Origin of the sequence: Nitrosospira multiformis (genome assembly GCF_003050865.1) — a bacterium.
Classification (GTDB): domain Bacteria; phylum Pseudomonadota; class Gammaproteobacteria; order Burkholderiales; family Nitrosomonadaceae; genus Nitrosospira; species Nitrosospira multiformis_E.
This window is the reverse complement of the sequence record NZ_QAOK01000008.1, coordinates 74,264-96,767: the sequence shown is the minus strand read 5'-3', so window position 1 is coordinate 96,767 and position 22,504 is coordinate 74,264. Positions and strand designations below refer to the sequence as shown.

General features: G+C 54.6%; 22 protein-coding genes. 12 read left to right on the top strand and 10 right to left on the bottom strand.

What is annotated here, in order from left to right:
* Window positions 1-5 precede the first annotated feature (5 nt).
* Complete coding sequence (locus C8R21_RS06230; RefSeq protein WP_107761927.1) at window positions 6-395, bottom strand: RidA family protein; 390 nt, start codon at window positions 393-395, stop codon at window positions 6-8.
* A 104-nt stretch (window positions 396-499) separates the two neighbouring features.
* On the opposite strand from C8R21_RS06230, the gene murA reads away from it, so the two are divergent.
* Window positions 500-1,750 carry a UDP-N-acetylglucosamine 1-carboxyvinyltransferase gene (gene murA, locus C8R21_RS06225; RefSeq protein ID WP_107761926.1) on the top strand — a complete coding sequence of 417 codons (1,251 nt, stop codon included), beginning with the start codon at window positions 500-502 and terminating at the stop codon, window positions 1,748-1,750.
* Between the two features lie 146 nt (window positions 1,751-1,896).
* On the opposite strand, the gene C8R21_RS06220 is transcribed toward murA, so the two are convergent.
* Window positions 1,897-2,610 (bottom strand): formylglycine-generating enzyme family protein, encoded by a 714-nt coding sequence (locus tag C8R21_RS06220; RefSeq protein WP_181258867.1) that lies wholly within the window; start codon window positions 2,608-2,610, stop codon window positions 1,897-1,899.
* Between the two features lie 200 nt (window positions 2,611-2,810).
* Between C8R21_RS06220 and C8R21_RS06215 the strand changes: the two genes are divergently transcribed.
* Complete coding sequence (locus tag C8R21_RS06215) at window positions 2,811-3,161, top strand: hypothetical protein (protein WP_107761924.1); 351 nt, start codon at window positions 2,811-2,813, stop codon at window positions 3,159-3,161.
* 214 nt (window positions 3,162-3,375) lie between these two features.
* Here the strand turns inward: C8R21_RS06215 and ettA are convergent, their stop codons facing one another.
* Window positions 3,376-5,040, bottom strand: a complete 1,665-nt coding sequence (gene ettA / locus C8R21_RS06210; RefSeq protein WP_107761923.1) for an energy-dependent translational throttle protein EttA — start codon at window positions 5,038-5,040, stop codon at window positions 3,376-3,378.
* A gap of 854 nt (window positions 5,041-5,894) precedes the next feature.
* Between ettA and C8R21_RS06205 the strand changes: the two genes are divergently transcribed.
* From C8R21_RS06205 to C8R21_RS06195, 3 genes are read left to right on the top strand one after another with little or no spacing between them, the layout of a single operon-like run.
* Complete coding sequence (locus tag C8R21_RS06205; protein ID WP_219906618.1) at window positions 5,895-6,305, top strand: hypothetical protein; 411 nt, start codon at window positions 5,895-5,897, stop codon at window positions 6,303-6,305.
* Window positions 6,306-6,839 (top strand): hypothetical protein, encoded by a 534-nt coding sequence (locus C8R21_RS06200; protein WP_107761922.1) that lies wholly within the window; start codon window positions 6,306-6,308, stop codon window positions 6,837-6,839.
* Window positions 6,836-7,255 carry a hypothetical protein gene (locus C8R21_RS06195; RefSeq protein ID WP_107761921.1) on the top strand — a complete coding sequence of 140 codons (420 nt, stop codon included), beginning with the start codon at window positions 6,836-6,838 and terminating at the stop codon, window positions 7,253-7,255. The genes C8R21_RS06200 and C8R21_RS06195 overlap by 4 nt, the downstream gene beginning before the upstream one ends.
* Window positions 7,256-7,587: 332 nt before the next feature.
* Here C8R21_RS06195 and C8R21_RS06185 read toward each other — a convergent pair whose 3' ends face one another.
* Window positions 7,588-8,313 (bottom strand): glutathione binding-like protein, encoded by a 726-nt coding sequence (locus tag C8R21_RS06185; RefSeq protein ID WP_107761920.1) that lies wholly within the window; start codon window positions 8,311-8,313, stop codon window positions 7,588-7,590.
* A gap of 280 nt (window positions 8,314-8,593) precedes the next feature.
* On the opposite strand from C8R21_RS06185, the gene djlA reads away from it, so the two are divergent.
* Complete coding sequence (djlA, locus tag C8R21_RS06180) at window positions 8,594-9,367, top strand: co-chaperone DjlA (protein ID WP_107761919.1); 774 nt, start codon at window positions 8,594-8,596, stop codon at window positions 9,365-9,367.
* A gap of 21 nt (window positions 9,368-9,388) precedes the next feature.
* On the opposite strand, the gene C8R21_RS06175 is transcribed toward djlA, so the two are convergent.
* The 6 genes from C8R21_RS06175 to polX form a co-directional block, all read right to left on the bottom strand.
* Window positions 9,389-10,549, bottom strand: a complete 1,161-nt coding sequence (locus C8R21_RS06175; protein WP_181258866.1) for a lipocalin-like domain-containing protein — start codon at window positions 10,547-10,549, stop codon at window positions 9,389-9,391.
* Complete coding sequence (locus C8R21_RS06170) at window positions 10,549-13,116, bottom strand: FtsX-like permease family protein (RefSeq protein ID WP_107761918.1); 2,568 nt, start codon at window positions 13,114-13,116, stop codon at window positions 10,549-10,551. Before C8R21_RS06170 ends, C8R21_RS06175 begins: the two co-directional genes overlap by 1 nt.
* Window positions 13,113-13,859 (bottom strand): ABC transporter ATP-binding protein, encoded by a 747-nt coding sequence (locus C8R21_RS06165; RefSeq protein ID WP_375135996.1) that lies wholly within the window; start codon window positions 13,857-13,859, stop codon window positions 13,113-13,115. Before C8R21_RS06165 ends, C8R21_RS06170 begins: the two co-directional genes overlap by 4 nt.
* Before the next feature lie 173 nt (window positions 13,860-14,032).
* Entirely contained in the window at window positions 14,033-14,533 is a 501-nt protein-coding gene (locus tag C8R21_RS06160) for a hypothetical protein (RefSeq protein ID WP_107761917.1), read from the bottom strand.
* 28 nt (window positions 14,534-14,561) lie between these two features.
* On the bottom strand, window positions 14,562-15,188 hold the full coding sequence (locus C8R21_RS06155; RefSeq protein WP_107761916.1) for a phosphoribosyltransferase: 627 nt from the start codon (window positions 15,186-15,188) through the stop codon (window positions 14,562-14,564).
* A gap of 89 nt (window positions 15,189-15,277) precedes the next feature.
* Window positions 15,278-17,026 carry a DNA polymerase/3'-5' exonuclease PolX gene (gene polX, locus C8R21_RS06150; protein WP_107761915.1) on the bottom strand — a complete coding sequence of 583 codons (1,749 nt, stop codon included), beginning with the start codon at window positions 17,024-17,026 and terminating at the stop codon, window positions 15,278-15,280.
* Window positions 17,027-17,279: 253 nt separating this feature from the next.
* Between polX and C8R21_RS06145 the strand changes: the two genes are divergently transcribed.
* The 6 genes from C8R21_RS06145 to C8R21_RS06120 all read left to right on the top strand — a co-directional run bounded on the left by C8R21_RS06145 (window position 17,280) and on the right by C8R21_RS06120 (window position 22,468).
* Window positions 17,280-17,771, top strand: coding sequence for an archease (locus C8R21_RS06145; RefSeq protein ID WP_219906617.1), 492 nt, complete (start codon window positions 17,280-17,282; stop codon window positions 17,769-17,771).
* Between the two features lie 54 nt (window positions 17,772-17,825).
* Window positions 17,826-19,253, top strand: a complete 1,428-nt coding sequence (locus C8R21_RS06140; RefSeq protein ID WP_107761913.1) for an RtcB family protein — start codon at window positions 17,826-17,828, stop codon at window positions 19,251-19,253.
* A gap of 46 nt (window positions 19,254-19,299) precedes the next feature.
* Window positions 19,300-19,773 (top strand): universal stress protein, encoded by a 474-nt coding sequence (locus C8R21_RS06135; protein ID WP_107761912.1) that lies wholly within the window; start codon window positions 19,300-19,302, stop codon window positions 19,771-19,773.
* A gap of 82 nt (window positions 19,774-19,855) precedes the next feature.
* Window positions 19,856-20,443, top strand: a complete 588-nt coding sequence (locus C8R21_RS06130; protein WP_107761911.1) for an HPF/RaiA family ribosome-associated protein — start codon at window positions 19,856-19,858, stop codon at window positions 20,441-20,443.
* A gap of 73 nt (window positions 20,444-20,516) precedes the next feature.
* A complete protein-coding gene (locus tag C8R21_RS06125) occupies window positions 20,517-21,098 on the top strand; it encodes a nicotinamidase (RefSeq protein ID WP_107761910.1) in 582 nt (193 codons plus the stop codon).
* Window positions 21,095-22,468, top strand: a complete 1,374-nt coding sequence (locus C8R21_RS06120; RefSeq protein ID WP_107761909.1) for a nicotinate phosphoribosyltransferase — start codon at window positions 21,095-21,097, stop codon at window positions 22,466-22,468. The genes C8R21_RS06125 and C8R21_RS06120 overlap by 4 nt, the downstream gene beginning before the upstream one ends.
* Window positions 22,469-22,504: the final 36 nt, after the last annotated feature.

The following is a 22,504-nucleotide window of genomic DNA, read 5'->3' as shown; positions in this document are numbered from 1 at the left end:
AGTCCTCACGCTGATACCACCAACACCGCATCGATCTCCACCAGCGCGTTTCGCGGTAGCGCGGATACCCCGATGGCAGCGCGCGCAGGGTAAGGAGCGCTGAAATATTCCACCATGATTTCATTCACCTTCTGGAAGTTGGAAAGGTCCGTGAGATAGACATTCAATTTGACGATATCGCCGAGGCTGCCGCCACTGGCTGCTGCAACCGCTGTCAGGTTCTGGAATACCCGATGGATTTGATTCTCGATGCCTTCCACCATTTGCATGGTAGAGGGTTCGAGACCGATCTGACCGGAAATGTAGATGGTATCGCCTCCGCTGACGCGTATCCCCTGGGAATAAGTGCCGATAGCCTGCGGCGCATCCGTTGTATGTATTGTCTTTTTTTTCATCTGATCTCCTTTGGTTGATAATACGTTGGCATAATAAGCCGAAATTTGAAACTACGGATACTGTGTTTGCGATATGATGACGGGAACCTCAGCACATTTCAACCATGCAGAAACTGATCATTCACGGAGGCGTGCGGCTTTCCGGCGATGTAACCATTTCCGGAGCCAAGAACGCAGCGCTGCCTATCCTGTGCGCCTCCCTGCTTACCGGGGAAACCCTCGTCGTCGAAAACGTTCCGCATCTGAATGATATAACCACCATGCTGGACCTGCTCCAGCAGATGGGGGTTCAGACCAATGTCGACAGCAACCGCAGGACCGAATTGACTGCGGCACATCTTTCCAATCTCGTTGCGCCGTACGAAATGGTGAAAACCATGCGGGCCGCAATTCTGGTGCTGGGCCCGATGCTTGCGCGGGCGGGAGCGGCAAAAGTGTCGCTGCCGGGTGGATGCGCCATTGGCCTGCGTCCCGTTGATCAGCATATAAAAGGATTGCAGGCAATGGGCGCGGAGATCGAGATCGAGCACGGTTATATTCATGCGAAGGCGAAACGCCTTAACGGCGCGCATATCGTGATGGATATCGTCACCGTTACCGGCACTGAAAATCTGATGATGGCGGCCACGCTGGCGGAAGGGACGACTGTGCTGGAAAATGCGGCGCGGGAACCGGAAGTGATGGATCTCGCGAACTGCCTTATCGCCATGGGGGCTAGAATTCAGGGAGTCGGAACGGACATCATCACCATTGAAGGCGTGGAAAGCCTGCATGGTGCCAATTATCGCGTCATGCCTGATCGTATCGAAAGCGGCACATTCCTGATAGCAGCCGCGGCCAGCGGGGGCGAAATCTATCTCAGGCAGACGCGCACCGATACGATGGACGCGGTGCTCGACAAGCTGATGGAAGCGGGGGCTGCCATCGAGTCAGGTGAAAACTGGATACACTTGAAAATGAATAACCCGCTGAAATCGGTAAACCTGCGGACGGCGCCTTATCCAGCCTTTCCTACCGACATGCAGGCGCAATTCATGGTATTGAATACCATCGCTACCGGAACCGCGATCATTACCGAAACCATATTCGAGAATCGCTTCATGCACGTGCAGGAGTTGGAGCGTATGAATGCCGACATCAAAGTCGAAGGCAATACCGCAGTGGTTTGTGGTGTGACCGGGCTTGATGGAGCGAATGTCATGGCGACCGATTTGCGCGCTTCGGCCTGCCTGGTTCTGGCCGGCCTGATCGCCCGGGGTGAAACAATCGTTGACCGTATTTATCATCTTGACCGTGGTTATGAACGGATCGAAGAGAAGCTGTCGGCGCTGGGTGCGCGAATCAGGCGCAGTTGAGGTATCGCAACTAAACGAATTATTTGAGCTATCCATCATGCTTAGCTCAATTTGGCCGATGTCATCACTCCTCTCTCCCACTTGTGGGAGAGAGGTCGGGGGAGAGGGAAAAAATTGGGGGAGAGGGAAAAAAGAGCGGGTGTGCTTCAGGGCAACGTCATTGCGGGTCGAAATCCCAGATAGCGCATGCGTTTGTTGGTATCGAACCAGTTGCACATACCTGCCCGCATATCCTGCGGCCGGTGGTTCCAGGAGCCTCCGCACAGGAGGCGTTTTGCACAATTCCCTTTCCGGCAGGTATCCGTCCACTGCCAGACATTACCCATCATATCGTGCAGGCCAAAGGCATTAGGTTTGAAACTGCCGACGGGAGCGGTTCTCCTGTTATCCCACTCGCTTCCGCATCCATCACAATTGGCGTTATTGCGTCCGACGTCGTTGCCCCAATAGTATTCGGTAGTCGCGCCCGCCAGGGCAGCGACTTCCCATTCCTCTTCCGTGGGCAACCGATAAGTCTTGCCCGACTTATCCGATAACCATCGCAGATAAGCCTGCGCATCATCCCAGCTTACATTCACAACCGGTCTTTTACCGCGCCCCCAGCCGTTATCGGGGGGAACATACCCACCGCAGCCGCCTCCTGCAACACACGCCTCCCAGTCGTCGAACGTTATGGCGTATTTACCCACAGCAAATTTCTTGCCTGCAATGGGTACCATTTCAGGACAGGCAGGACACGCTTTTGCGGAGTTCAAGGTATTGTTTTCGCTCGCCGTCACCGGATTGCAAAAGAGCGCGCCAATGCTTATGAATAGCGCGAAAACCGAGATGTACAGGGAGCGAAGATATACCAGTTTCATGAGTTGCATCTGAAAAAGTGAAAAGACTGATCAGCAAATTTGATAATTGTATAGAAAAGCCCTTGATATCCAAAATCTCACGAAGAATCAGATTAATGCAGGCAATATGTATGTTAGCGTACGGAATGACGTTGGAATCAGGCGTACTGTGCGGTTTCAGTCACTTTCGGTCAATCGTTGAGCTGATAAGGAGAGCAATCATGAAACGTTTTTCTTTGATATCCGGGCTCACACTGCTTCCAATTGCCGTGGCATTTGTTCTCGGTGTCAGTACATCAGGTGGAGTCTATGCTGGTGAGGATTCATATGTCTTGTCTGCACCGAGCGACAACGATATATCGGACGAGATCGGGCCAGCCGATTCTCCGGCTGTTCGGGATACGGATGATAAAGGCGGGGATGAGAGCATCAAGGAAAGATTGCACATAAAGGAAGGCACCTCGATGAAAAGAGGTCAGGATAATTCCAGATACCGTACCGACGGTACTGAAAGATATGAGCAGCAGGAGAATTACAATGGTACCGGGCCGAAGCGCGAAGGCCGCTATTAATAGAGCAGGCGCCGATATTCTCCCTGGACCGCTGTTCCATTGTGGTATAGCTGCGGGCAGGTTATACGCTCCGGTTTGGCTTGAAACCTTGAATTTTGCTCCTTCCCTTCTCTATTGCAGCTCCCTTTCCCCATTGGGGAGAGGGAGTTCCTGAGCTTGTCGAGGATCGAAGGGGGCTGAGACAGGCTTGCCGGAAAGCCAAGTGCTTAGCCGCTCACCGATTGATCGGCTTATACCTGATCCGCTTGGGCTTTGCGCCTTCCTCCCCGAGGCGTTTCCGCTTGTCGGCTTCATATTCCTGGTAATTGCCATCGAAGAATGCCACCTGCGAATTTCCCTCGAACGACAGGATATGAGTAGCGATACGATCGAGGAACCAGCGGTCATGCGAGATGACCATCACGCATCCTGCAAACTCGAGCAGCGCATCTTCCAGCGCCCGCAGCGTTTCCACATCGAGGTCGTTGGAAGGCTCATCCAGCAATAGCACGTTGCCCCCGGCGATAAGCGTTTTAGCCAGGTGAAGCCTTCCGCGTTCACCGCCGGACAAGTTGCCGACAATCTTCTGCTGGTCCGAGCCCTTGAAATTGAAGCGGCCAAGATAGGCGCGCGCCGGCGTTTCATATCTGCCTACCGTCAGGATGTCATGCCCATCCGAGATCGCATCAAATACGGTTTTTCCATCTTCCAGGGCGGCGCGTGATTGATCCACATGGGCAATTTTGACGGTTGCGCCGATTTCCATATTGCCGGAATCCGGCTGCTCCTTTCCTGCAATCATCCGGAAGAGAGTGGATTTTCCGGCTCCATTCGGACCGATGATGCCGACAATAGCTCCGGGAGGCACCTTGAAACTCAGGTTGTCGATCAGCAGGCGATCGCCATATGCCTTCGATACGTTCGTGAACTCGATGACTTCGTTGCCCAGCCTTTCAGCCACGGGAATGAATATCTCCTGCGTCTCGTTACGTTTCTGGTACTCCTGCGAATTGAGTTCATCAAAGCGCGCAATACGCGCCTTGGATTTCGCCTGGCGTCCCTTGGGGTTCTGGCTTACCCATTCCAGTTCTTTTTTCAGCGCCTTCTGGCGTGCGGATTCGGCTGATTCTTCCTGTTTCAGGCGGGTTTCTTTCTGCTCCAGCCAGGAACTGTAATTGCCCTTCCACGGTATGCCGTGCCCGCGGTCGAGTTCCAGGATCCATTCCGCGGCGTTGTCGAGAAAATAGCGATCGTGCGTTACTGCCACCACAGTGCCCGGAAACCGCGTGAGGAATTGCTCCAGCCATTCCACTGACTCCGCATCCAGGTGGTTGGTAGGTTCGTCCAGCAATAGCATGTCCGGTTTGGACAGCAGCAATTTGCATAAGGCGACGCGCCGTTTCTCGCCACCCGAGAGATTCTTCACGATGGCGTCCCATTCCGGCAAACGCAGCGCATCGGCGGCAACTTCCATCTGCTGATCGACGTTTCCGCCACTGGCGGCAATGATCGCTTCGAGCCGGCTTTGCTCGGATGCCAGGGCATCGAAGTCTGCATCCGGCTCGGCATAGGCAGCGTAAACCTCCTCCAGTTTCTGCTGCGCGCTGAATACCTCGCCGAGCCCCTCCTGTACAGCTTCGCGTACCGTGTGCTCGGCGTTGAGCTGCGGCTCCTGCGGAAGATAGCCGATATTGAGGTTGGGCATGGCGGTGACCTCGCCCTCGATATCCTTGTCCACGCCCGCCATGATTTTCAGAACGGTGGATTTGCCCGAACCGTTGAGTCCCAGCAAACCTATCTTTGCGCCAGGGAAAAAACTGATGGAAATATCCTTGAGTATCGTGCGCCGGGGTGGAACCACTTTGCCCACCCGGTTCATGGTAAGTACGTATTGGGCCATAACTAAATGAAAAATTGAAAAAATTCGAGTTTAACGCATGAGAGCGCCAGCATGAAGCACTATACGAGCAGAATGTTCTTCTGCTGTTTCGTTTATCGAAAATCACGCAATAAATGCTGAGTTAGAGTTATTTCTTTATAATCCCTCCTGCCCTTGGCAGTAGAAAGATTTCTTTACCTGAATCCATGGGCTGCTGGTTTTTTGCGCGTGGCCGGATCCCGCCCCGGCTTCGATTACGCACGTTTGGTGGTCGATTGGAGTGAAATAAATGCTGTTCTCTTTAAGAAGCGTGCCCCCTGATCCGCATCCTGCTCAACGTGATCGTGCGCATTACATAAGTTCCGGGTTCGGGAATAGCTGGGAGAGCTGGTCGCCTCCAGCTAAAAAAGCACACTATTAAGGGCTGTGTCTTGCATATTTACAACCCCAAACCCAACGGTATAGGTGCCATCGGCCGGCAAGGTATAACTGAACGACTGCCAGCCTGTATGACCGTAGTCCCCTACTTCAATACCGCCATTTTCAACGTATGCAGGGGTGATTACCTCTGCTCGAAAGAGTTGCCGCACTTCGCCCACTGCCGAAAATTCTTACACTCATTCCAAGGATTCTCGGTGTCTTTTAATACTTCCCTGTTTTATAAATCTTGGCACGGAATTTGCTTTATGATGGGGGGTTCTATGTATTGATATGTGTCAGCAAGGCTCCTCTTCAAGCCAATCCCTCAACGAACCCAATGGAGTTGCGGACTAAAGTTATTTGTTCGGGGGTCCGTTAAGTCCATCACGTGGTTAACACGTGAAAGAGTTACATGCATCACTTGATTTTGCCTCAATAAGACTAGGAAAAATGTAATGAATAAAAAATCAAGCGGGTCGGTTTTCATGCTGCTCATGATTGCCTTAATTGTCACTGGATGCGCGTCGGCAAGTTATCAACGCAAAGATGTCCAGGACGATACTGGCGATAAAGTTACTGTTGGAACGGTGCAAAAAGAACTTAGAAAGGGTATGTCTGGTGCAGAGGTTGCCGGAGCCTTAGGTTCCCCGAATATTGTTTCAACGGATGAGCAAGGGCGGGAGGTTTGGATTTATGACAAGGTCGCTACCGATCGGGTTTATTCGCATAGCGATGCGGGCATAAAGTTTATGACTTCAGGCTCTTCCGGTGCCTCATCAACATCACAAAGAACGCTAACAGTGATCGTTAAATACGACCACGAAAAGAGGGTACGCGAGTTTGCTTATCATACGACGAGATTTTAAATGAAAAAGCAAATCACATTTCTGGTACTGCTCCTCCTCTCAGGGTGCGTTAGCATTCCGCCTGATTCTTTTGTAAGTACGCCGCAGCTTTTGAAACAAAGGCAGATCGAAAGTCGGCGCTATGATGGGCTCACAGAGGCCGACTTAATTACTGCGAGCGCTAACGTGCTCCAAGATCTCGGATACAACCTTGAAAATTCGGAAACAAAACTCGGTGTTTTGACTGCGAGCAAAGAACGGGATGCTGTTAATGGCGGCGAGATAGCAGCTGCTGTCGCCGTTGCTATTCTAACTGGAGTCGCGATGCCGACAAGTAAGGATCAAACAATTCGCGTCGCTCTCGTTGTGAGGCCAGTATTAGATAGCGGCGGCAAGCAAATGATTGATAGCCATTTTGTACGAGTTACTTTTCAGCGTCTTGTGCGTAAAACCGATAACAGTGTGTATGGCGAAACTCTAAGTGACCCTCAGCTGTATCAAGATTTTTATGAGAAGGTATCGAAATCTGTCTTCCTTGAGGGGCAAAAATTATGAAATCCGTATCTCCTATACTGCTGCTATTGGCTTTATTGATCAGCGGTTGCACTACTACAAATCAGCGTGTTCTCGATATGGGTGATGAGACTCAACTCCAGAAGCGCAGTTATCAGTCTCGTACATTTGATACGGGTGATAAAGAGAAGGTGCTTAGGGCGACGATCTCCACTCTTCAAGATCTTGGTTTCGTAATTGATCGCGCGGATTTGATGCTAGGAAGCGTAAGTGCTACGAAACAAGACGCAAACAAAATTAGAATAACAGTTTCAGCTCGGGCAAAAGGCAATGATCGAATGCTGGTACGCGCAAATGCACAGTTCAACGTAACGCCAGTGGAAGATCCAATACAGTACCAAAACTTCTTTTCTTCCTTGGAAAAGTCGCTGTTTCTTACTGCTCATGCTGGTGAATAAATGCTATTGGAGGATTGCTATTTTTCCTGTAATCAGAGGAATTGACGGAATAATCGAATCCGAACACAAGCTGACATAGATTCAAAGAAAGGAGTTACTGGAACCAATGTTGCAGCGGCTCTTTTGTGGCTTCCGGGCCTGGCCTATACCTATTACGATGCCGGGGAGGCAACCCGGTTGATCAGTGACAGGAGGAGTGCGCTTACGACTATCTATAACAGCAAAAACTGCCAGTAAACCGTCGCCTGGCCTGTTTGAACCGCTTGCTCTGAAAGGGGCAAGCGTTAGGGCCGCAAATTGCGCAGTGCCAGATAACATTTCTCATGCCTTTCTCATGGCTTGCGCGACGTCGCCCGGACAAGCCGCTCGGCATTATCCCTGGTGTCATACATATTGATAACAGGCTTGTCCTTTGCCGCCTTTTCCATTCGGGCCCGAATTTCGGCTGCCATTTCATTATTGCGCTGGACCGCGGGACGTGCTTCCATGCTCTCGAACCAGCGCATGAAGCTCGGGAAGGTGGTTTTGTCGATACCGCGTTCGCCGTGGCCTTTGCACCAGGGGTAGGTGGCGATATCGGCAATTGAATATTCATCGCACCCGAGCCACGCGGATTCACCCAGCCGGTTTTCCAGCACTCGATAGAGGCGAAGCGACTCATTGTTGTACCTGTCCCGCGCGTACTGATTGTCCCTGGCCTGCCGATTGAAATGGTTCGCCTGCCCGAACATGGGGCCGATATGCGCAACCTGGAAGAACAACCATTGCAGGGTGTCATAACGCTTACGCACATCCTTGGGCAGGAATCTGCCTGTTTTCTCGGCGAGATAAACGAGAATCGCGCCCGATTCCATCATTGTGTATGAACCGCCCCCTGGACCCTCCGTATCCACGATTGCGGGGATCTTGTTATTGGGATTGAGTTTCAGATGCCCGGGCTGGAATTGCTCCCCTACATTGATATCGACATCGATGTGTTTCCATTCGATTCCGATTTCTTCCAGCATGATCATCACTTTCTGGCCGTTCGGGGTTGGACTGGAATGCAGTTCGATCATGATTCCTCCTGTGTCACTTTCATGGCAGGTTCTTTCCGTCATTTACTCGTGGATGGCAAAGCCTGGTCCATTCATTGTCTGGCTTGTCTTGCTGCCTCATTGTTGTGCTCATTGTCGTGCCAGGCTGTAACGGACCGGTACTGTTCGACAGGGGAAAAAGGTTCAGCATGGCGCAGAGGCATTTACTGATATTATTTCACTCATCATTATTCTTTCCCCAGGAATAACGGCGCACCGAATCACTTTTTTGCCGTTTTCATGTCCGTCAAAGGAAGCTCGCTTGTTCAAAATAATTTTAGCCCTGTTGGGTTTTTACTTCTTCGGTATTTTCGGCGCATTTCTTGGATACATCGCTGGCAGCTTCATCGATCGTTATCGTGCGTACGGCGCAGGTGCGATCAATCCGTTTACAAGCGCCCAGCGGCAAACGGTTTTTCTCGAAACGGTTTTCATACTCATGGGAAAACTTGCCAAGGCAGACGGGCATATTTCCCAGGAGGAGATTAGCCATGTTGAAGGCTTCATACAGAAGCTGGGAATGTCGGCGGAGCATCGGCAGAGAGCGATTGCGCTTTTCAAACAGGGCACAACGCCTGATTTTGATCACGCGCCCAAGCTGAATGAGTTCATGATTGTTTGCGGGCACACCCATAACCTTGTGCAGATGCTTCTGGTTTATCTTATCGTCATGGCAGTGGCGGACGGGCGCATGGACGCAGCCGAGGAGAGCCTGTTAAGAGACGTGGCGCGCTATCTTGGCTATGATTCGTCCGCATTCCGCCAACTGCTGGACATGGTGCTGAGTCAGTCGCATTTTGCGAGGGGGCAGCCACCCTCGGCTACCACTCTTGACGATGCCTATAAAGCACTGGGGGTGACCAGGGAAAGCAGCGACCAGGAAGTCAAGCGCGCCTATCGCAAGCTGATGAGTCAGTATCATCCTGATAAATTGATAGGGCAGGGCATGCCGGAAGATATGATTGCAATGGCCACTGCTAAAGCCCAGGAAGTGCAGGCTGCCTATGATGTAATCAGGAAGAGCAGGAATATGTAGGAGGACGAAGGTTTTGAATGCTCAGAGACTCAGCGGCTCCACGTAGCCGGTCAGCTCGAGATAGCCGCGCCCTGCGGGTTTGCCGTCGCGGGTTACGGTCACAGCGCCTTCCCAATAAACTGCACCGGTGGATTGCCGCGAATCCAGTTCCTGGTCATCCATCAGGGGTGTGAGCACCCAGACGGTAGTGCTGGTCTGAATTTGTATTTGCACCGGATAGGTGGTGTTGGTGCGTGTTGAATGCCAGGTGCGTTGCGGCTCAAAGCTTACCTGATCAGGTTCAAACCGCGTGAACTGCCCTGACGGCTCTCGAATACCGGCATACGCCCAGACCTTGCTGCCGTCCTTGCCGCGAATCTGAAACGCCATCAGGGCTGATCCGTCATCAAGATTGGCGCCAACCCAATCCCATCCCACCGCTTTCGGATCGAGGTAGGCAGTAGACCACTCATGGTCGAGCCACGCGATGCCCTTCACGGCGATCTCCTCGCCATCGCGAGTTACCTTCCCGCTTACCCGCAGGTGAGGCTCGCTGTAGTAATAGCTCGCCTGCTCAGGTTGCGGCCCTTTCCTGGAAAAACCGTTGAGGTCTTGCAACATGGGGGATTGCGCGGGCGTCAGCGAAAAATCGAGCTGGAAATTGTCTGCTTTTATGCGGGTCTGGTAGCGCCCGTTTTCCTCCCGCAACATAAACCAGTCGTCCAGTTTGACGTTCGTGTTGCCCTCCGTGGTATACGCCAGACCAAAACCATCCCGTGCGCTTTTCTGGTCATGCAGGAGTTTACCCGCTGCCGGATCAGACAACGCGGCGTGTGCAATGATGAGGTCTCGGGGGGCAAAGCGGCTGGGGTTGGCGCGATCATGTTCGGTCGCCACGCGGAAAAAAGTGATCTGGAAGCCAAGCGGTTCTTTTTCGGGCGTTTCCAGCCAGCCGGTTACATACCACCACTCATTTCTGAAGCCAGGATGCGCCCCGAAATCCCGCGGGAACACAAGGGGCACGTTTCGAACTACCGGTGATAGCTGTGGCCGTTCCGCCAGAACGTAGCCGGCGGTAAAGAAAGCAAGGAACAAAGCCGCAACAAGGAAAGCGGTTCCACTCAGCCATTTGAATCCGGCGTGGCGCCCCCCTTGTTTGCAGGAACAGGCGAAATATCCGGCATTACGCTTTACGGCTCGCATTACCAGTCCTCCCTTACTGCGCGTACCGCATTACCCGAAACTGCATGGCGTCCCGATGCCACCGCCGTGAACGCAGCCAGAAACATCAGCATCAGCGCCACGCTCAAGAGACTCCTCCAGGGAAGACTCAATTGCATGGTCCAGTGGAACGATTGGGGATTCACGATAAAGACCAGGATCAGGCTGATACATCCTCCAAGCACAAAGCCGAGCAGAACGCCGAGCGCTGTCAGCAGACCCCCTTCTATTGCCAGCATGCCGAGTATCTGGCGCCGTGTCATGCCGACATGACGCAGCATTCCAAATTCCTTGATGCGCGCCAGGGCCTGCGCCGAAAAGCTCGCCGCAACACCAAGCAGGCCAATGATGATTGCCACACCTTCCAGCAGATAGGTTACGGCAAAGCTGCGGTCAAAAATATTCAGGCTGAGCGCGCGTATTTGCCCCGGATCTGAAAACTCCAGCGCATTGCCAAACGGGAGCTGCCTCATCGACTCGATTACCTGCTCCGGCGCCACCCCTTGCTCCAGCCAAAGCGCGGCATCATTCACGAGCAGGTCGTCCGTCAGCGCCTGATAATCCGCCAGGCGCATCTGTATCGCGCCGAATTGCCGCCCGTAGTCGCGCCACACTCCTGCCACGATAAACGTGCGCGCGGGCATAGCGATGGGTAGCGTGACGTGCTTGCCGGGCGTATAACCGTATAAATCCACCATGGGTTCGGAAACCCAGATCGGAATCGCACCTTTCGGAAGCTGGGCGACCGGAATCGATTCGCCTGTCAACGGCAACGTATTTCCGGGCTCGGATATATCGATGGGACGTGCGATCAGCGTGATATTGGGCCGGCTTGGATCAAGCATCAGTTTGGAGGAGCGGAAAAAGTCCACTCGCACGAGACCCGGCGTTTCTGCCAGTGCTTTCATCTCATCCGGGATGAGGCCCCGCGTATCTCCACTCGCTGCGGTTTCGACATACAGATCGGCAGGCAGGATGTGCCTCAACCAGTCATCGACCGATACGCGAAAACTTGTAACCATGATCGCCATGGCGACCATCAGGGTAAAGCTTGCCAGTATGCCCCCGAGGGCGATCGCGGCCTGATTGGGAGCATTGGCGAGCCGCGCCAATGCCGTGGTCAGCACCGGCCTGGCGTGGCTCGCATGCTGCACCATACGGAATACGGCAGTGAAAATGAGTGCAGAAAGGGGCGGCATGAGAATAATGCCGCCCGTCAGCAGTTGCGCTACGGCAAGATAACCGAAAATCGGCAAATCGAAAATTGGCGGCAATCGGGTAAACAGGATGCCCGAAGCAAGGAAAAGTAACCCCGGCCACGGATTCTCCAGCCTGGCGAGCGCCGTATCTTCGCTTCCGGATTTCAGGGCGGGCGCTGGAAGAGCCCTGGCTGCTTCCCAGGCGGGAGCAGCGCTGCCAAGCAAGGTAATGCCCACTCCCAGAATGAAAAAGACTATTGCAGCCGCAGGGTCGAAATGCATGACGGGTTTTATTCCCGGGAAAAAACCGCCTCCGAGGTCTCCGCCAAAATAATGCAACGCGCTGGTGGCCGTGGCATAGCCGAGAGCAAGGCCGAGCACCGACCCGACGAAGCCAAGAATGGCCCCCTCCCATAAAACCTGTCCCAGCATTTGTTTGCGCGTGAAGCCGAGCACCCGCAACAGGGCGAACTGATGTCTTCGCCGGACAATGGATAGCGCCTGGGTGGAGAATACCAGAAAGGTGCCGGTAAATAGCGCTACCATCGCAAGCACGTTCAGGTTTACCCGATAGGCACGCGACATGTTTGCCACCCGGGTTTCCCGGGTGGTGGGTTCGGCAACAAGGTATTGGCTTTGGGGCTCCAGTTCCTGCTCGAGTTCCGCCTTGAATGCAGCTTTATCAGTGCCGGGAAGCAGTTTCAACTCGACGCGCGATAACTGGCCGAGACGATGAAACCGCCATTGCGCCGTGGCAATATCCATTACGCCAATGCGCTGTCCCGCCCGCGCCCTGCGCAAGCCCCCGGCAACCCGCAGTGCAACTGTCTGGGTGCCTACACTCAGGTTCAGGATGTCGCCTTGCTTTACCCCTAGCCACTCCATGGCGGCAGGAGAGAGGAAAATGGCGTCATCCGCAAGGACATCGAACAGCTTGTCTTCCGCCGGAATGCCGATCAGGTCGGGCGCCATGACCGAAGCGCGAAAAATATCCAGCCCGAGAATTTTCAGGGTGGCGTCTTTGCGTTCCTTCGAATGGGTGGGGAGGGCGACGTCGAGTTCCAGTACGGGATTTGCCAGCTCGACATCCTCGTGCTCTGCCAGCAGTGGATAAATCGATTCGTCGATTGTGGCTTGCGGCCCGCGCACTTCAAGATCCGACTCGCCGGAAAGGCTGTGCGCGGCAGCGGAAAATTCGTTGAAGGCGGCTGTATTGATGAGGTGAATGGCAAACCCGAGTGCCACCCCGATCGCGATTGCGAGCACGGCGACGCCTGACTGAACCTTGTGAGCCTGCCATTCGCCTGATAGCAGCCAACGAGCGAGCATGGCCTTATTGCGCCACCTCATTTTATTTGCTTCGGCAAGTCCGCAGCCTTTTCCGCTACAAAGGGATGCAGCCCATCCTTTGTCAGCACGAGAACGCAGTCTGCTGTTGCCGCGGCGGCATGCGAATGGGTGACAATAATGCCGGAAGCGCTATTCGCCTTGATCTCCCGACGCATGAGCATGAGGATATCGTGCGCCGTATCGGGGTCCAGGTTGCCTGTGGGTTCATCAGCGAGAATCAATTTCGGTCGATGTACCAGCGCACGGGCGATTGCGATGCGCTGTAATTCTCCGCCCGACAGGTGACGGGGAAAATGGTGGCCCCGGCCAGCCAGGCCTACTGAATCCAGCATGTGTTCCGCACCTTCGACAGGAAGATCATTCAGAAGCAGGGGCAGGGCTATGTTCTGGCTCAGGGTCAGGTGCGGCAGGACGTGAAATGCCTGGAAAATGAAGCCGAATTCCCTGCGCCGCAAGCGGGTGGCGGCATCATCGTCCAGTGATGACAGAGTAATATTGTCAATCAGTATCTCGCCTGTATCGGGCGTATCCAGGCCGGCAATCAGATTCAGCAGCGTGGATTTTCCGACACCGGACTCACCCATGATCGCCACGTATTCACCCGCCCTCAAGGTATAGGACAGATCCGTCAGCACCTGTCGTCCATCCCCGGCGCTGGAGTATGCTTTGCCGATATGACGTAACTCCAGTATCGCCGGTTTCAGGTCAAGCGCGTCCTGTCGTTGTGTCGAAGATTTTCCCAAGGGTTGGCTCCTCCACGCCGCGGGCGGACGGCGCGTCCATGCTGTTCAAGAACTGTTATTGTAACCTTTTGTTTGACCGAAAGAACCTCGGACCGGGAATATGGAGAATCTGGATCAGACTCGGATTCTTAATGGTGTCCGACCTGTTTGTCGGGGGCAGGAGGAGGAAATGACTATTCGTAACGGATAAATTCTTCCGCCAGGGCGTCGGGACCATTACGTCTGATCAGCGCATCGATCTCCGCAAGCAAGGTGTCATCCTCATCATCCTCCAGAACACCGTCGCCAACCAGTTTTGCAGTAAGGCCACCGGTGATGGCGTCTCGCACTGCGCCGAGCGTGGGAGGATTTTCACGATTTTCGTCATCGACTACGGCTTCTATTGCCCGTGTAAGCGCTTCGCTCGCATCGCTTCTCACAAAATCAATGGCAAGCGCATCTCCTCCATATTCCTCGATCAGCACATCGAGTTCGTCAAGGAGTGAGGCATCCATGTCGAAATGGTGCAATCGCTCAGCCTCATCCAATGCAGAAGGCAGCAGACCGGCGATGAAAGCTCGCACTGTGGCAAGCGTAACAGGCTGCTCCGCATCGGGATCGTTGACCCGGCTGTCGATAAGCAGCGAGAGATTGGGGCTGACCCGGGTATCAACATCTACTGGATAACGTATCATGGTCTTATCCTGGATTCATGTTGGGAAGTCAAACGGCTGCAAGCACGGCGATAACCTCTTCATCCGTTATCTGTGGAAAATCCATGTAAAACTGCGCCACAGCGTAGAAGTTGATGGGACTGGAAAGACATACTACGCGGTCAGCACTGTTGCGCACTTTCTCCACCGTATCGGGTGGGGCCACGGGTACCGCGCAGATCAATTCCTCCGGTTTCTTCGCCCGGAGCGCATGCAACGCGGCTATCATGGTCGAACCGGTAGCCAGCCCATCATCGACTACGATCACTATTCGTCCGGCGGGATCGATCGGCGGCCGTACCGGGGTATATTGAGCCCGGCGCTGCCGTATCGTTTCCAGTTGCGTGGAAACTTCATCCTTGATGTATTTCTCGTCCGCGCCCACATCGCTGGCATAACTCGTAAGATAAACCCAGCCGGTTTCGTCGACGGAACCGATCGCGAATTCGGGATTGCCTGGCGCCCGTACTTTACGCACCAGCACCACGTCCAGTTCACCTTTCAGCTCATCGGCAATAATTCTGGCCATTGGCACTGCGCCTCTGGGAATAGCCAGAACCAGCGGATTTTTACCGCGGTATTCGGAAAGCGCCTCCGCAAGCTTCCTGGCTGCTGCCGCGCGATTTTCAAAATACATGGCTGCTCCCGCTCACGAGTTTATTTTCAGTATAGGTGAATTTTTTACCGGGCATTTTTACATGATCGGATTTGACGCTTGATTGACGTTTATACGGCCGTACGTGTTGGGTGCTGCATCGCGCGGGCAATGAGTATCCGCAATTCCTCAAGAGAGCGGGTGTTGAGCACATTCTGTTTTTCCAGCCACCCGCGCCTTGCCTGACCGATGCCAAAGTGCAGGTTCACGAAATCAAAAGTGCTGTGGGCATCGGAATTGACGCTGACCAGCACCCCTTCCTCCTTGGCCATCTGGCAGTAGATATCGAACAAATCCAGCCGCTCGGGTTGGGCATTGAGTTCGAGGAAGCATCCGCGGCGTCCCGCCTCCCGGATAATGCGGGGCATATCGATATCACAAGGCGGGCGTTGCGGGATGAGGCGACCGTTGGGATGCGCAAGAATGGTGAAATGGGGATGTTCCATTGCGCGCAGTATCCGCTCGGTTTGCCTCGCCCGCGGAAGCTCGAACTTGCTGTGGATCGCCCCTACAACCAGATCGAGTTGCGCCAGAACGTGATTCGGCAGATCCAGCGTGCCATCCTCCAGGATGTCCACCTCGATTCCCTTGAGCAGGGTAATCCCTTCCAGCTCTTCATTAAGCGCGTCGATTTCATCGCACTGGCGCTTCAACCGCAGAGGGTCGAGGCCGCGTGCGACTCTCAGTTCGCGTGAATGATCCGTGACAGCAATGTATTCCAGGCCATGCGATTTGCCGGCCAGCGCCATTTCGCGCAATGTGTTGTGGCCGTCCGTGGCTTTTGTGTGGACGTGCAGATCACCCCGCAAGTCGCCCAGCTCCACCAGACGTGGCAATTTCCGAACTCGCGCCATGTCTATTTCACCCCTGTTTTCGCGCAACTCTGGTGGAATAAAGGATAGCCCGACGGCACGATAGACCGATTCCTCGGTCTCGCCCGCGATACGGTTTTTACCCCGAAACACGCCGTATTCGTTGACTTTCAACCCTTTTTTCTGCGCGATATAACGTACCGCAACGTTATGGGCTTTTGATCCGGTAAAGTAGTGCAGGGCAGCACCATAGCTTTTGTCTGCGACTACGCGCAGGTCCACCTGCAAGCCGCATTTCAGGACCGCGCTGGCGCGAGTGCCTCCGGCAGCAAGTATTTCGGCGACCTCTTCGTACCCGGTGAAGCACTCCATGACAGCGTTGCCCGGTGCGGCTGTGACAACGATATCGAGGTCGCCCACTGTTTCGCGCATGCGCCTGTAGCTGCCGGCCACGGTTGCTTCCTTGACTCCGGGAACGCCCGCCAGAAACGCGCGTAGCGGCTCCGCGTATTGTGCCGCCACCGCCAGCTTGAAACGCCCTTTCTGATCGGCATGCGCCTCGATCGCCTGAAGGATGTTGAGCTCGGTTTTCTCGCCAAAACCGGGCAGTGCACGAATGCGTCCGTCGCGCGCCGCGCCGTAGAGCTGCTCGACAGTCTGGACATCGAGGTCGTGATACAGATGGCGGACCCGCTTGGGGCCAAGGCCTGGAACCTTCAGAAGTTCGGTGACCGCAGGAGGAAGCTCAGTTTGCAGCCGGTCCAGCAAGGTACAATGGCGGGTGGCAACAATTTCTTCGATCTTGCCTGCAAGATCGCGCCCTATGCCGGGAAGCTCTGTCAGGTCTTCCTTGTTTTCGAGCAGCACGTACGCTTCGGTGGAAAGGGCGCCTATTGCCTGGGCTGCGTTACGGTAGGCGCGTATCCGAAAAGGGTTTGCGCCTTCGATCTCGAGCAGATTGGCAATCTCTTCAAAGACAGCGGCGATATCGGCGTTATGGCTGGGCATGCGCTTTCCCGTTTGCTCCCGTCGACAAGCACTTTGCTGATTTTGCCGGAAAGTTGCTGGCCGAGGATTCACATGATCAGTTTAGTATATTCATGGGAACGTGCAGGCTCAGCCGGCCAGCAAGGGTTGAGGGCGCATCCGATTACCCTTGACACGGCAAAGGGGTTCTCCTATAGCTTGTAATGTGTACTCCAGTTTTAGTGCCGTTTTTAGCGCGATAAAAGCAAACGGGAGAGCGCAGATAGGAGAGCCAATGGAAAAGCAAAGGGGAAATTTTGGAGAGGCCGCTTGGGTTAGACTAAGTAATGGATCAAAGGATAATTCGTGCGTGCCAGGCCAGACTTCATCCTACTTCGAGCATGATGCGGACATCGGCATTATCGGACGCGGCGATACGCTGGAGCAGGCGTTCGAGACAGCCGCTCAAGCAGTGTTCGGTATAGTCACGCCCCTGGATAAGGTGCAGCCGCAGACTTCGGTCAAGATAGAATTCGAAGAATCAGATCACGAACTGGCGCTGGTGACATGGCTGAATCTGTTGCTGGGGAAGGCGCGTGAACTCGGCATGGTTTTCAGCTGCTTCCATGTGCAGCGCCGGGAAAATCTGTGGTCCACCGAAGCTTTTGGTGAAAAATGGCGTGAGGACCTGGAGCGGGGGGTCGAAGTCAAAGGTGCGACGCTGACCATGCTTTCAGTCAAAAAAACTGGAGCAATGTGGGAAGCGCGCTGCATAGTGGATGTGTGAATCGGCTTCGAGATGAAACGATGCAAATGAACGACAGTAACGGCAGGAGGTGACATGAATCTGGAGCGCTTGCGCCAACTGCAACCCTACCTGTGGACGCTGCCGCGCACACCGGGCGAAGAACGCGCGGAGGTCCTCCTGTATGGCGGGGCGCCCTTGCTCGTCAGCATGGACGACAAGGTACTCGAGCAGATCGCCAACGTTGCTTCCCTGCCGGGGCTGGTCGGGGCGGCAATGACCATGCCGGATGCACATTGGGGATATGGTTTTCCCATAGGGGGCGTTGCCGCTTTCGATGCTGAGCAGGGGGGCGTGATTTCCGCGGGCGGAGTCGGCTTCGATATTTCGTGCGGCATACGCTGTCTGCGCAGCAATCTCGATCTCGAGGATGCTGTAGAGCATTTTCCCGAACTCGGGAACGCCTTGTTTCGCGCCATCCCTGCCGGCGTGGGCGAGGAGGGCGAGATCAAGTTGAACCCGGAGCAACTCGACCAGGTGATGCACGGCGGTGCACACTGGGCGGTACAGCAAGGCTACGGCACCGCGGCAGATCTGGATTATATTGAAGAACATGGACGGGTTGCAGGGGCGATCCCGGATAACGTATCCGAACTTGCTAAAAAGCGCCAGCGCGGCGAGATGGGCACGCTCGGCTCAGGCAATCATTACCTGGAAGTACAGGTGGTGGACCGCATCTTCGATCCTGCTGCCGCACTGGCGTTTGGCCTGCATGAAGGACAAATCCTGGTTTCGATACATTGCGGTTCGCGGGGGCTGGGGCACCAGATCGGTACCGATTATCTGGTGCTATTGGCAAAAGCAGCCAGCCGTTTGGGCATTCATTTACCCGATCGTGAACTCGCCTGTGCGCCTGTCAAGTCCCCCGAAGGCCAGCGATATATCGGCGCCATGAATGCCGCGATCAATTGCGCGCTTGCCAACCGGCAAATTCTGACGCACCTTACCCGTTCTGTATTTACGGAAATTTATCCCCAAGCCGCGCTTGAAACCTTGTTTGATGTTTCGCACAATACCTGCAAGGCCGAAACCCATCAGATCGACGGTGAATCAAGGTTGCTCTATGTGCACCGCAAGGGCGCCACACGCGCATTCGGGCCGGGACACCCCATGTTGCCGGAACGCTACCGTCAGGTAGGACAACCCGTCGTTATCGGCGGAAGCATGGGGACAGGTTCCTACATTCTCGTTGGTGCCAGCGAAAATCCGGCCTTCGCTTCTTCGAGCCACGGCGCAGGTCGCGCCATGAGCCGGCATCAGGCGCTCGCGCGGTGGAAAGGACGCGCGCTGGTGGACGAGCTGGCGCAACAAGGCATCCTGATCCATACCCGCTCCATGCGCGGCGTGGCGGAAGAGGCGCCGGGCGCTTATAAGGATGTCGATCTGGTGGCGGAGGCCACGGAAGAAGCCGGGCTCGCCCGCCGAGTCGCATTTCTCCGGCCGAAAGTCTGCATCAAGGGTTAGGGGTTAAGGGTTAACAATATTAAAAACTTTTTTTCAAAGGAGTGACATGTATCAACGTATCCTGGTTCCAATAGATGGCAGCGCAACCTCCAATCTTGCGCTCCAGGAAGTTTCGAAACTTGCAAAGCAGCACAGCACCCAGGTGGAACTGGTATATGTCATGGCTGATATTCATTTGATGGATGCCAACAGCTACATCAATTACGATGAAATGAAGGAATCCCTGGAGAGAACCGGCAGAAGGATATTGACGGAGGCGCAAACATTGATGCAACAGGCAGGGGTTGCAGCCGAAGTGAAATTACTGGAAGCGGGTGGTGAGCGCATTGCCGGCGTAATACTCGAAGAAGCAAGGCGCTGGTCAGCCGAGCTGATCGTAATTGGCACACATGGCCGTTCCGGTTTCAGTCGCGTTCTGTTCGGGAGCGTTGCGGAAGGGATCGTCCGCATGGCACATGTTCCCGTGCTGCTCATCCGCGGCGACAAAAGCCAGTTGCGTGAAACGGAGCGCCGGACGTAGCCTGGCAGTCCTGGTCGGGCTCCTGTCTTTCAGTCTTATCTTAGGGATGCAATATGAGTTTATCATGGAGAGGATATAAGTCATGAAACTGCAACTTCAGATCACCACACGCGATATTCCCCATTCTGAGGCACTGGAAAGTCATATTCGGCAAAAAGCGGAAAAGCTCGAGACTTTTTATCCCCAGATCATGGGATGCAGGATAGTTGTCGAGGTTCCTCACAAACACAAACATCAGGGCAACCTGTTCAATGTGCGGCTTGACATTACAGTGCCGGGAAAGGAGCTTGTGGTGACTCGCGAACCGAACGAGGACGTGTATGTTGCGCTGCGCGATGCGTTCGACGCCGCAAAGCGGCAGCTCGAAGACTACGGGCGGCGCCAGCGCGGTGAAGTCAAGGCGCATGCTCCCGTTCTGCATGGAAAGGTGGTACGGCTGATGCCCGAGGAAGGCTATGGTTTCGTCGAAACTTCGGGTGGGCAGGAGTTGTACTTTCATCGCGAAAATCTTGCCAACAATAACTTTGAGCAATTGGAAGAAGGAAGCGAGGTGCAATTCCTCGAAGATATCGGCAGTGAAGGTTTTCAGGCAAAACGCGTCAGTACCGGCAAGCGTCACGTAGAAGAACCCGAAGAAGCGGAGCCGCGCTTAACGGGTTCGGGGGATTAAACTAAGTCCGGCGCACTCGACCGAAGAATGTAAAGTCCAGGGAGCAAAGCGGCAAAGGGGATAGGAGACTGCCATGAAAACAGACATAGGCACTGGTGATGCCCTTATCATAGTGGATGTGCAAAACGACTTTCTGCCCGGCGGAAGCCTTCCTGTACCGGCGGGAGATGAGGTCATCCCAAGCCTTAACCGGTATATCGCAGCTTTTCTTTTTCGCGAACTGCCTATTTTCGCTACCCGCGACTGGCATCCGCCTGATCACTGCTCCTTTCATCAACAAGGAGGGCCCTGGCCTGCGCATTGTATTGCCGGCACGCAGGGCGCGGCATTTCCGGCGAGTCTTGAAATCCCCTGCGACACGCATATTGCTTCCAAGGCCACCTCCAGGGAGAAAGATGCCTATTCCGGTTTTTCGGAGACAGAACTGGATGCGATGCTGAAATCTGCGGGAATTTCCCGCGTTTTCATCGGTGGCCTGGCGACGGACCATTGTGTCCTCAGTACCGTACGGGATGCCTTGAACCAAGGGTATGACATCTTTGTTCTCAAGGATGCAGTGCGGGGGATGGATGTCGACGCGAGCAACGCCGCGCTGGAGGAAATGGCCCATCTGGGCGCAAAACTCATCGATTTCGAAACCATCGTCCCTGAGTGAACCCAATCTCCAGCCCGCTGCTGACCGACCATTACCAGTTGACGATGCTGGAGAGCTACCTTCAGCAGGGAATGCAGGAAACCGCGGTATTCGAGCTGTTTTTTCGCAAGCTTCCCCCCACCCGGAATTTCCTGGTGGCGGCTGGTCTGGAACAGGCGCTGGAATTCCTTGAAAACCTGCGTTTTTCAGCCGGGGAGTTGGCATGGCTCAAGCCGCGGTTTGGACCGGCTCTTATAAACTACCTTGAACAATTCCGCTTTACCGGCGATGTACATGCAATGCCGGAAGGTACTCTTTTTTTTCCGGATGAGCCCATCCTCCGCATTACGGCGCCACTGCCGCAAGCCCAGTTCGTCGAATCGCGTCTCATCAACCTGCTGCATTTCGAAACCCTGATCGCCTCAAAGGCAGCACGCTCAGTGCTGGCTGCGCCCGGCAAACTCCTGGTGGATTTCGGCATGCGCCGGGCACATGGAGCGGAAGCCGCGTTGCTTGCCGCCCGGGCAAGTTATCTTGCCGGTTTTTCCGGCACATCAACAGTACTTGCCGCGGCAATATATGGCATGCCTTCGTTCGGCACCGTTGCTCATTCCTACATTCAGGCCCATACAGACGAGACTGCCGCTTTCGAACATCTTGTGCGTTGCTATCCGAAAAACTCCACGCTGCTGATCGATACCTACGACACCGAGGCGGCTGCCATCAAGGTCGTTACCTTGGCCCGTAAACTTGCGCAGGATGGCATCGAGGTGAGTGGTGTCCGGCTGGATAGCGGCGACCTGGGAATGCATGCACGTCGCGTGCGCCGGATACTCGACGAAGGGGGGCTTGAAAAAACCCGCATCTTTGCCAGCGGTAATCTGAACGAAAATCGGGTGCATGAACTGATTTCCTCCGGCGCTCCCATCGACGGCTTTGGCCTGGGTACTGCATTAGACGTGTCGAGCGACGCGCCGGCGCTGGATTGCGCTTATAAGCTGCAGGAGTACGCCGGCAAGGCCCGCCGCAAACGCTCCGAGGGAAAAGCGACATGGCCGGGGCGCAAGCAGGTGTATCGCAAATATGACCCGGATGGTCGCGCGGTGCGCGATGTTGTTGCACTGGAAAAGGATGATCTGCATGAGGGCAAGCCTCTAATCGTCCCTATGATGCGGAATGGGCAACGCATTGACGGGATCAACGGGAATAGGAAGCTGGAGGCCATCCGCCGGCAAACAGTGGCGAACTATGCCCGTCTGCCGGAACCCCTCAGATTGCTTGAAACGGCCTCCGCTTACCCGGTAGAAATCTCCGCCTCGCTGCAAGCACTGGCAAAAAAGGTGGATGACGAGTGCGGCCCCATTACCTCTACCCGGAACCTTCGCATCTGAGCTGGTGTTGACCTGACCTCCGTATCCTGCAGTGCT

Excerpts from the sequence above, each read along its gene's own strand:
- C8R21_RS06130 (WP_107761911.1), top strand. The coding sequence starts at position 19,856 with ATGAAACTGCAACTTCAGATCACCACACGCGATATTCCCCATTCTGAG.
- C8R21_RS06185 (WP_107761920.1), bottom strand. The coding sequence starts at position 8,313 with ATGATCGAACTGCATTCCAGTCCAACCCCGAACGGCCAGAAAGTGATG.
- C8R21_RS06135 (WP_107761912.1), top strand. The coding sequence starts at position 19,300 with ATGTATCAACGTATCCTGGTTCCAATAGATGGCAGCGCAACCTCCAAT.
- murA (WP_107761926.1), top strand. The coding sequence starts at position 500 with ATGCAGAAACTGATCATTCACGGAGGCGTGCGGCTTTCCGGCGATGTA.
- C8R21_RS06215 (WP_107761924.1), top strand. The coding sequence starts at position 2,811 with ATGAAACGTTTTTCTTTGATATCCGGGCTCACACTGCTTCCAATTGCC.
- C8R21_RS06145 (WP_219906617.1), top strand. The coding sequence starts at position 17,280 with ATGGAAAAGCAAAGGGGAAATTTTGGAGAGGCCGCTTGGGTTAGACTA.
- ettA (WP_107761923.1), bottom strand. The coding sequence starts at position 5,040 with ATGGCCCAATACGTACTTACCATGAACCGGGTGGGCAAAGTGGTTCCA.
- C8R21_RS06200 (WP_107761922.1), top strand. The coding sequence starts at position 6,306 with ATGAAAAAGCAAATCACATTTCTGGTACTGCTCCTCCTCTCAGGGTGC.
- C8R21_RS06230 (WP_107761927.1), bottom strand. The coding sequence starts at position 395 with ATGAAAAAAAAGACAATACATACAACGGATGCGCCGCAGGCTATCGGC.
- C8R21_RS06195 (WP_107761921.1), top strand. The coding sequence starts at position 6,836 with ATGAAATCCGTATCTCCTATACTGCTGCTATTGGCTTTATTGATCAGC.
- C8R21_RS06220 (WP_181258867.1), bottom strand. The coding sequence starts at position 2,610 with ATGAAACTGGTATATCTTCGCTCCCTGTACATCTCGGTTTTCGCGCTA.
- C8R21_RS06140 (WP_107761913.1), top strand. The coding sequence starts at position 17,826 with ATGAATCTGGAGCGCTTGCGCCAACTGCAACCCTACCTGTGGACGCTG.
- C8R21_RS06160 (WP_107761917.1), bottom strand. The coding sequence starts at position 14,533 with ATGATACGTTATCCAGTAGATGTTGATACCCGGGTCAGCCCCAATCTC.
- C8R21_RS06170 (WP_107761918.1), bottom strand. The coding sequence starts at position 13,116 with ATGAGGTGGCGCAATAAGGCCATGCTCGCTCGTTGGCTGCTATCAGGC.
- C8R21_RS06155 (WP_107761916.1), bottom strand. The coding sequence starts at position 15,188 with ATGTATTTTGAAAATCGCGCGGCAGCAGCCAGGAAGCTTGCGGAGGCG.
- C8R21_RS06175 (WP_181258866.1), bottom strand. The coding sequence starts at position 10,549 with ATGCGAGCCGTAAAGCGTAATGCCGGATATTTCGCCTGTTCCTGCAAA.
- polX (WP_107761915.1), bottom strand. The coding sequence starts at position 17,026 with ATGCCCAGCCATAACGCCGATATCGCCGCTGTCTTTGAAGAGATTGCC.
- C8R21_RS06125 (WP_107761910.1), top strand. The coding sequence starts at position 20,517 with ATGAAAACAGACATAGGCACTGGTGATGCCCTTATCATAGTGGATGTG.
- C8R21_RS06205 (WP_219906618.1), top strand. The coding sequence starts at position 5,895 with ATGAATAAAAAATCAAGCGGGTCGGTTTTCATGCTGCTCATGATTGCC.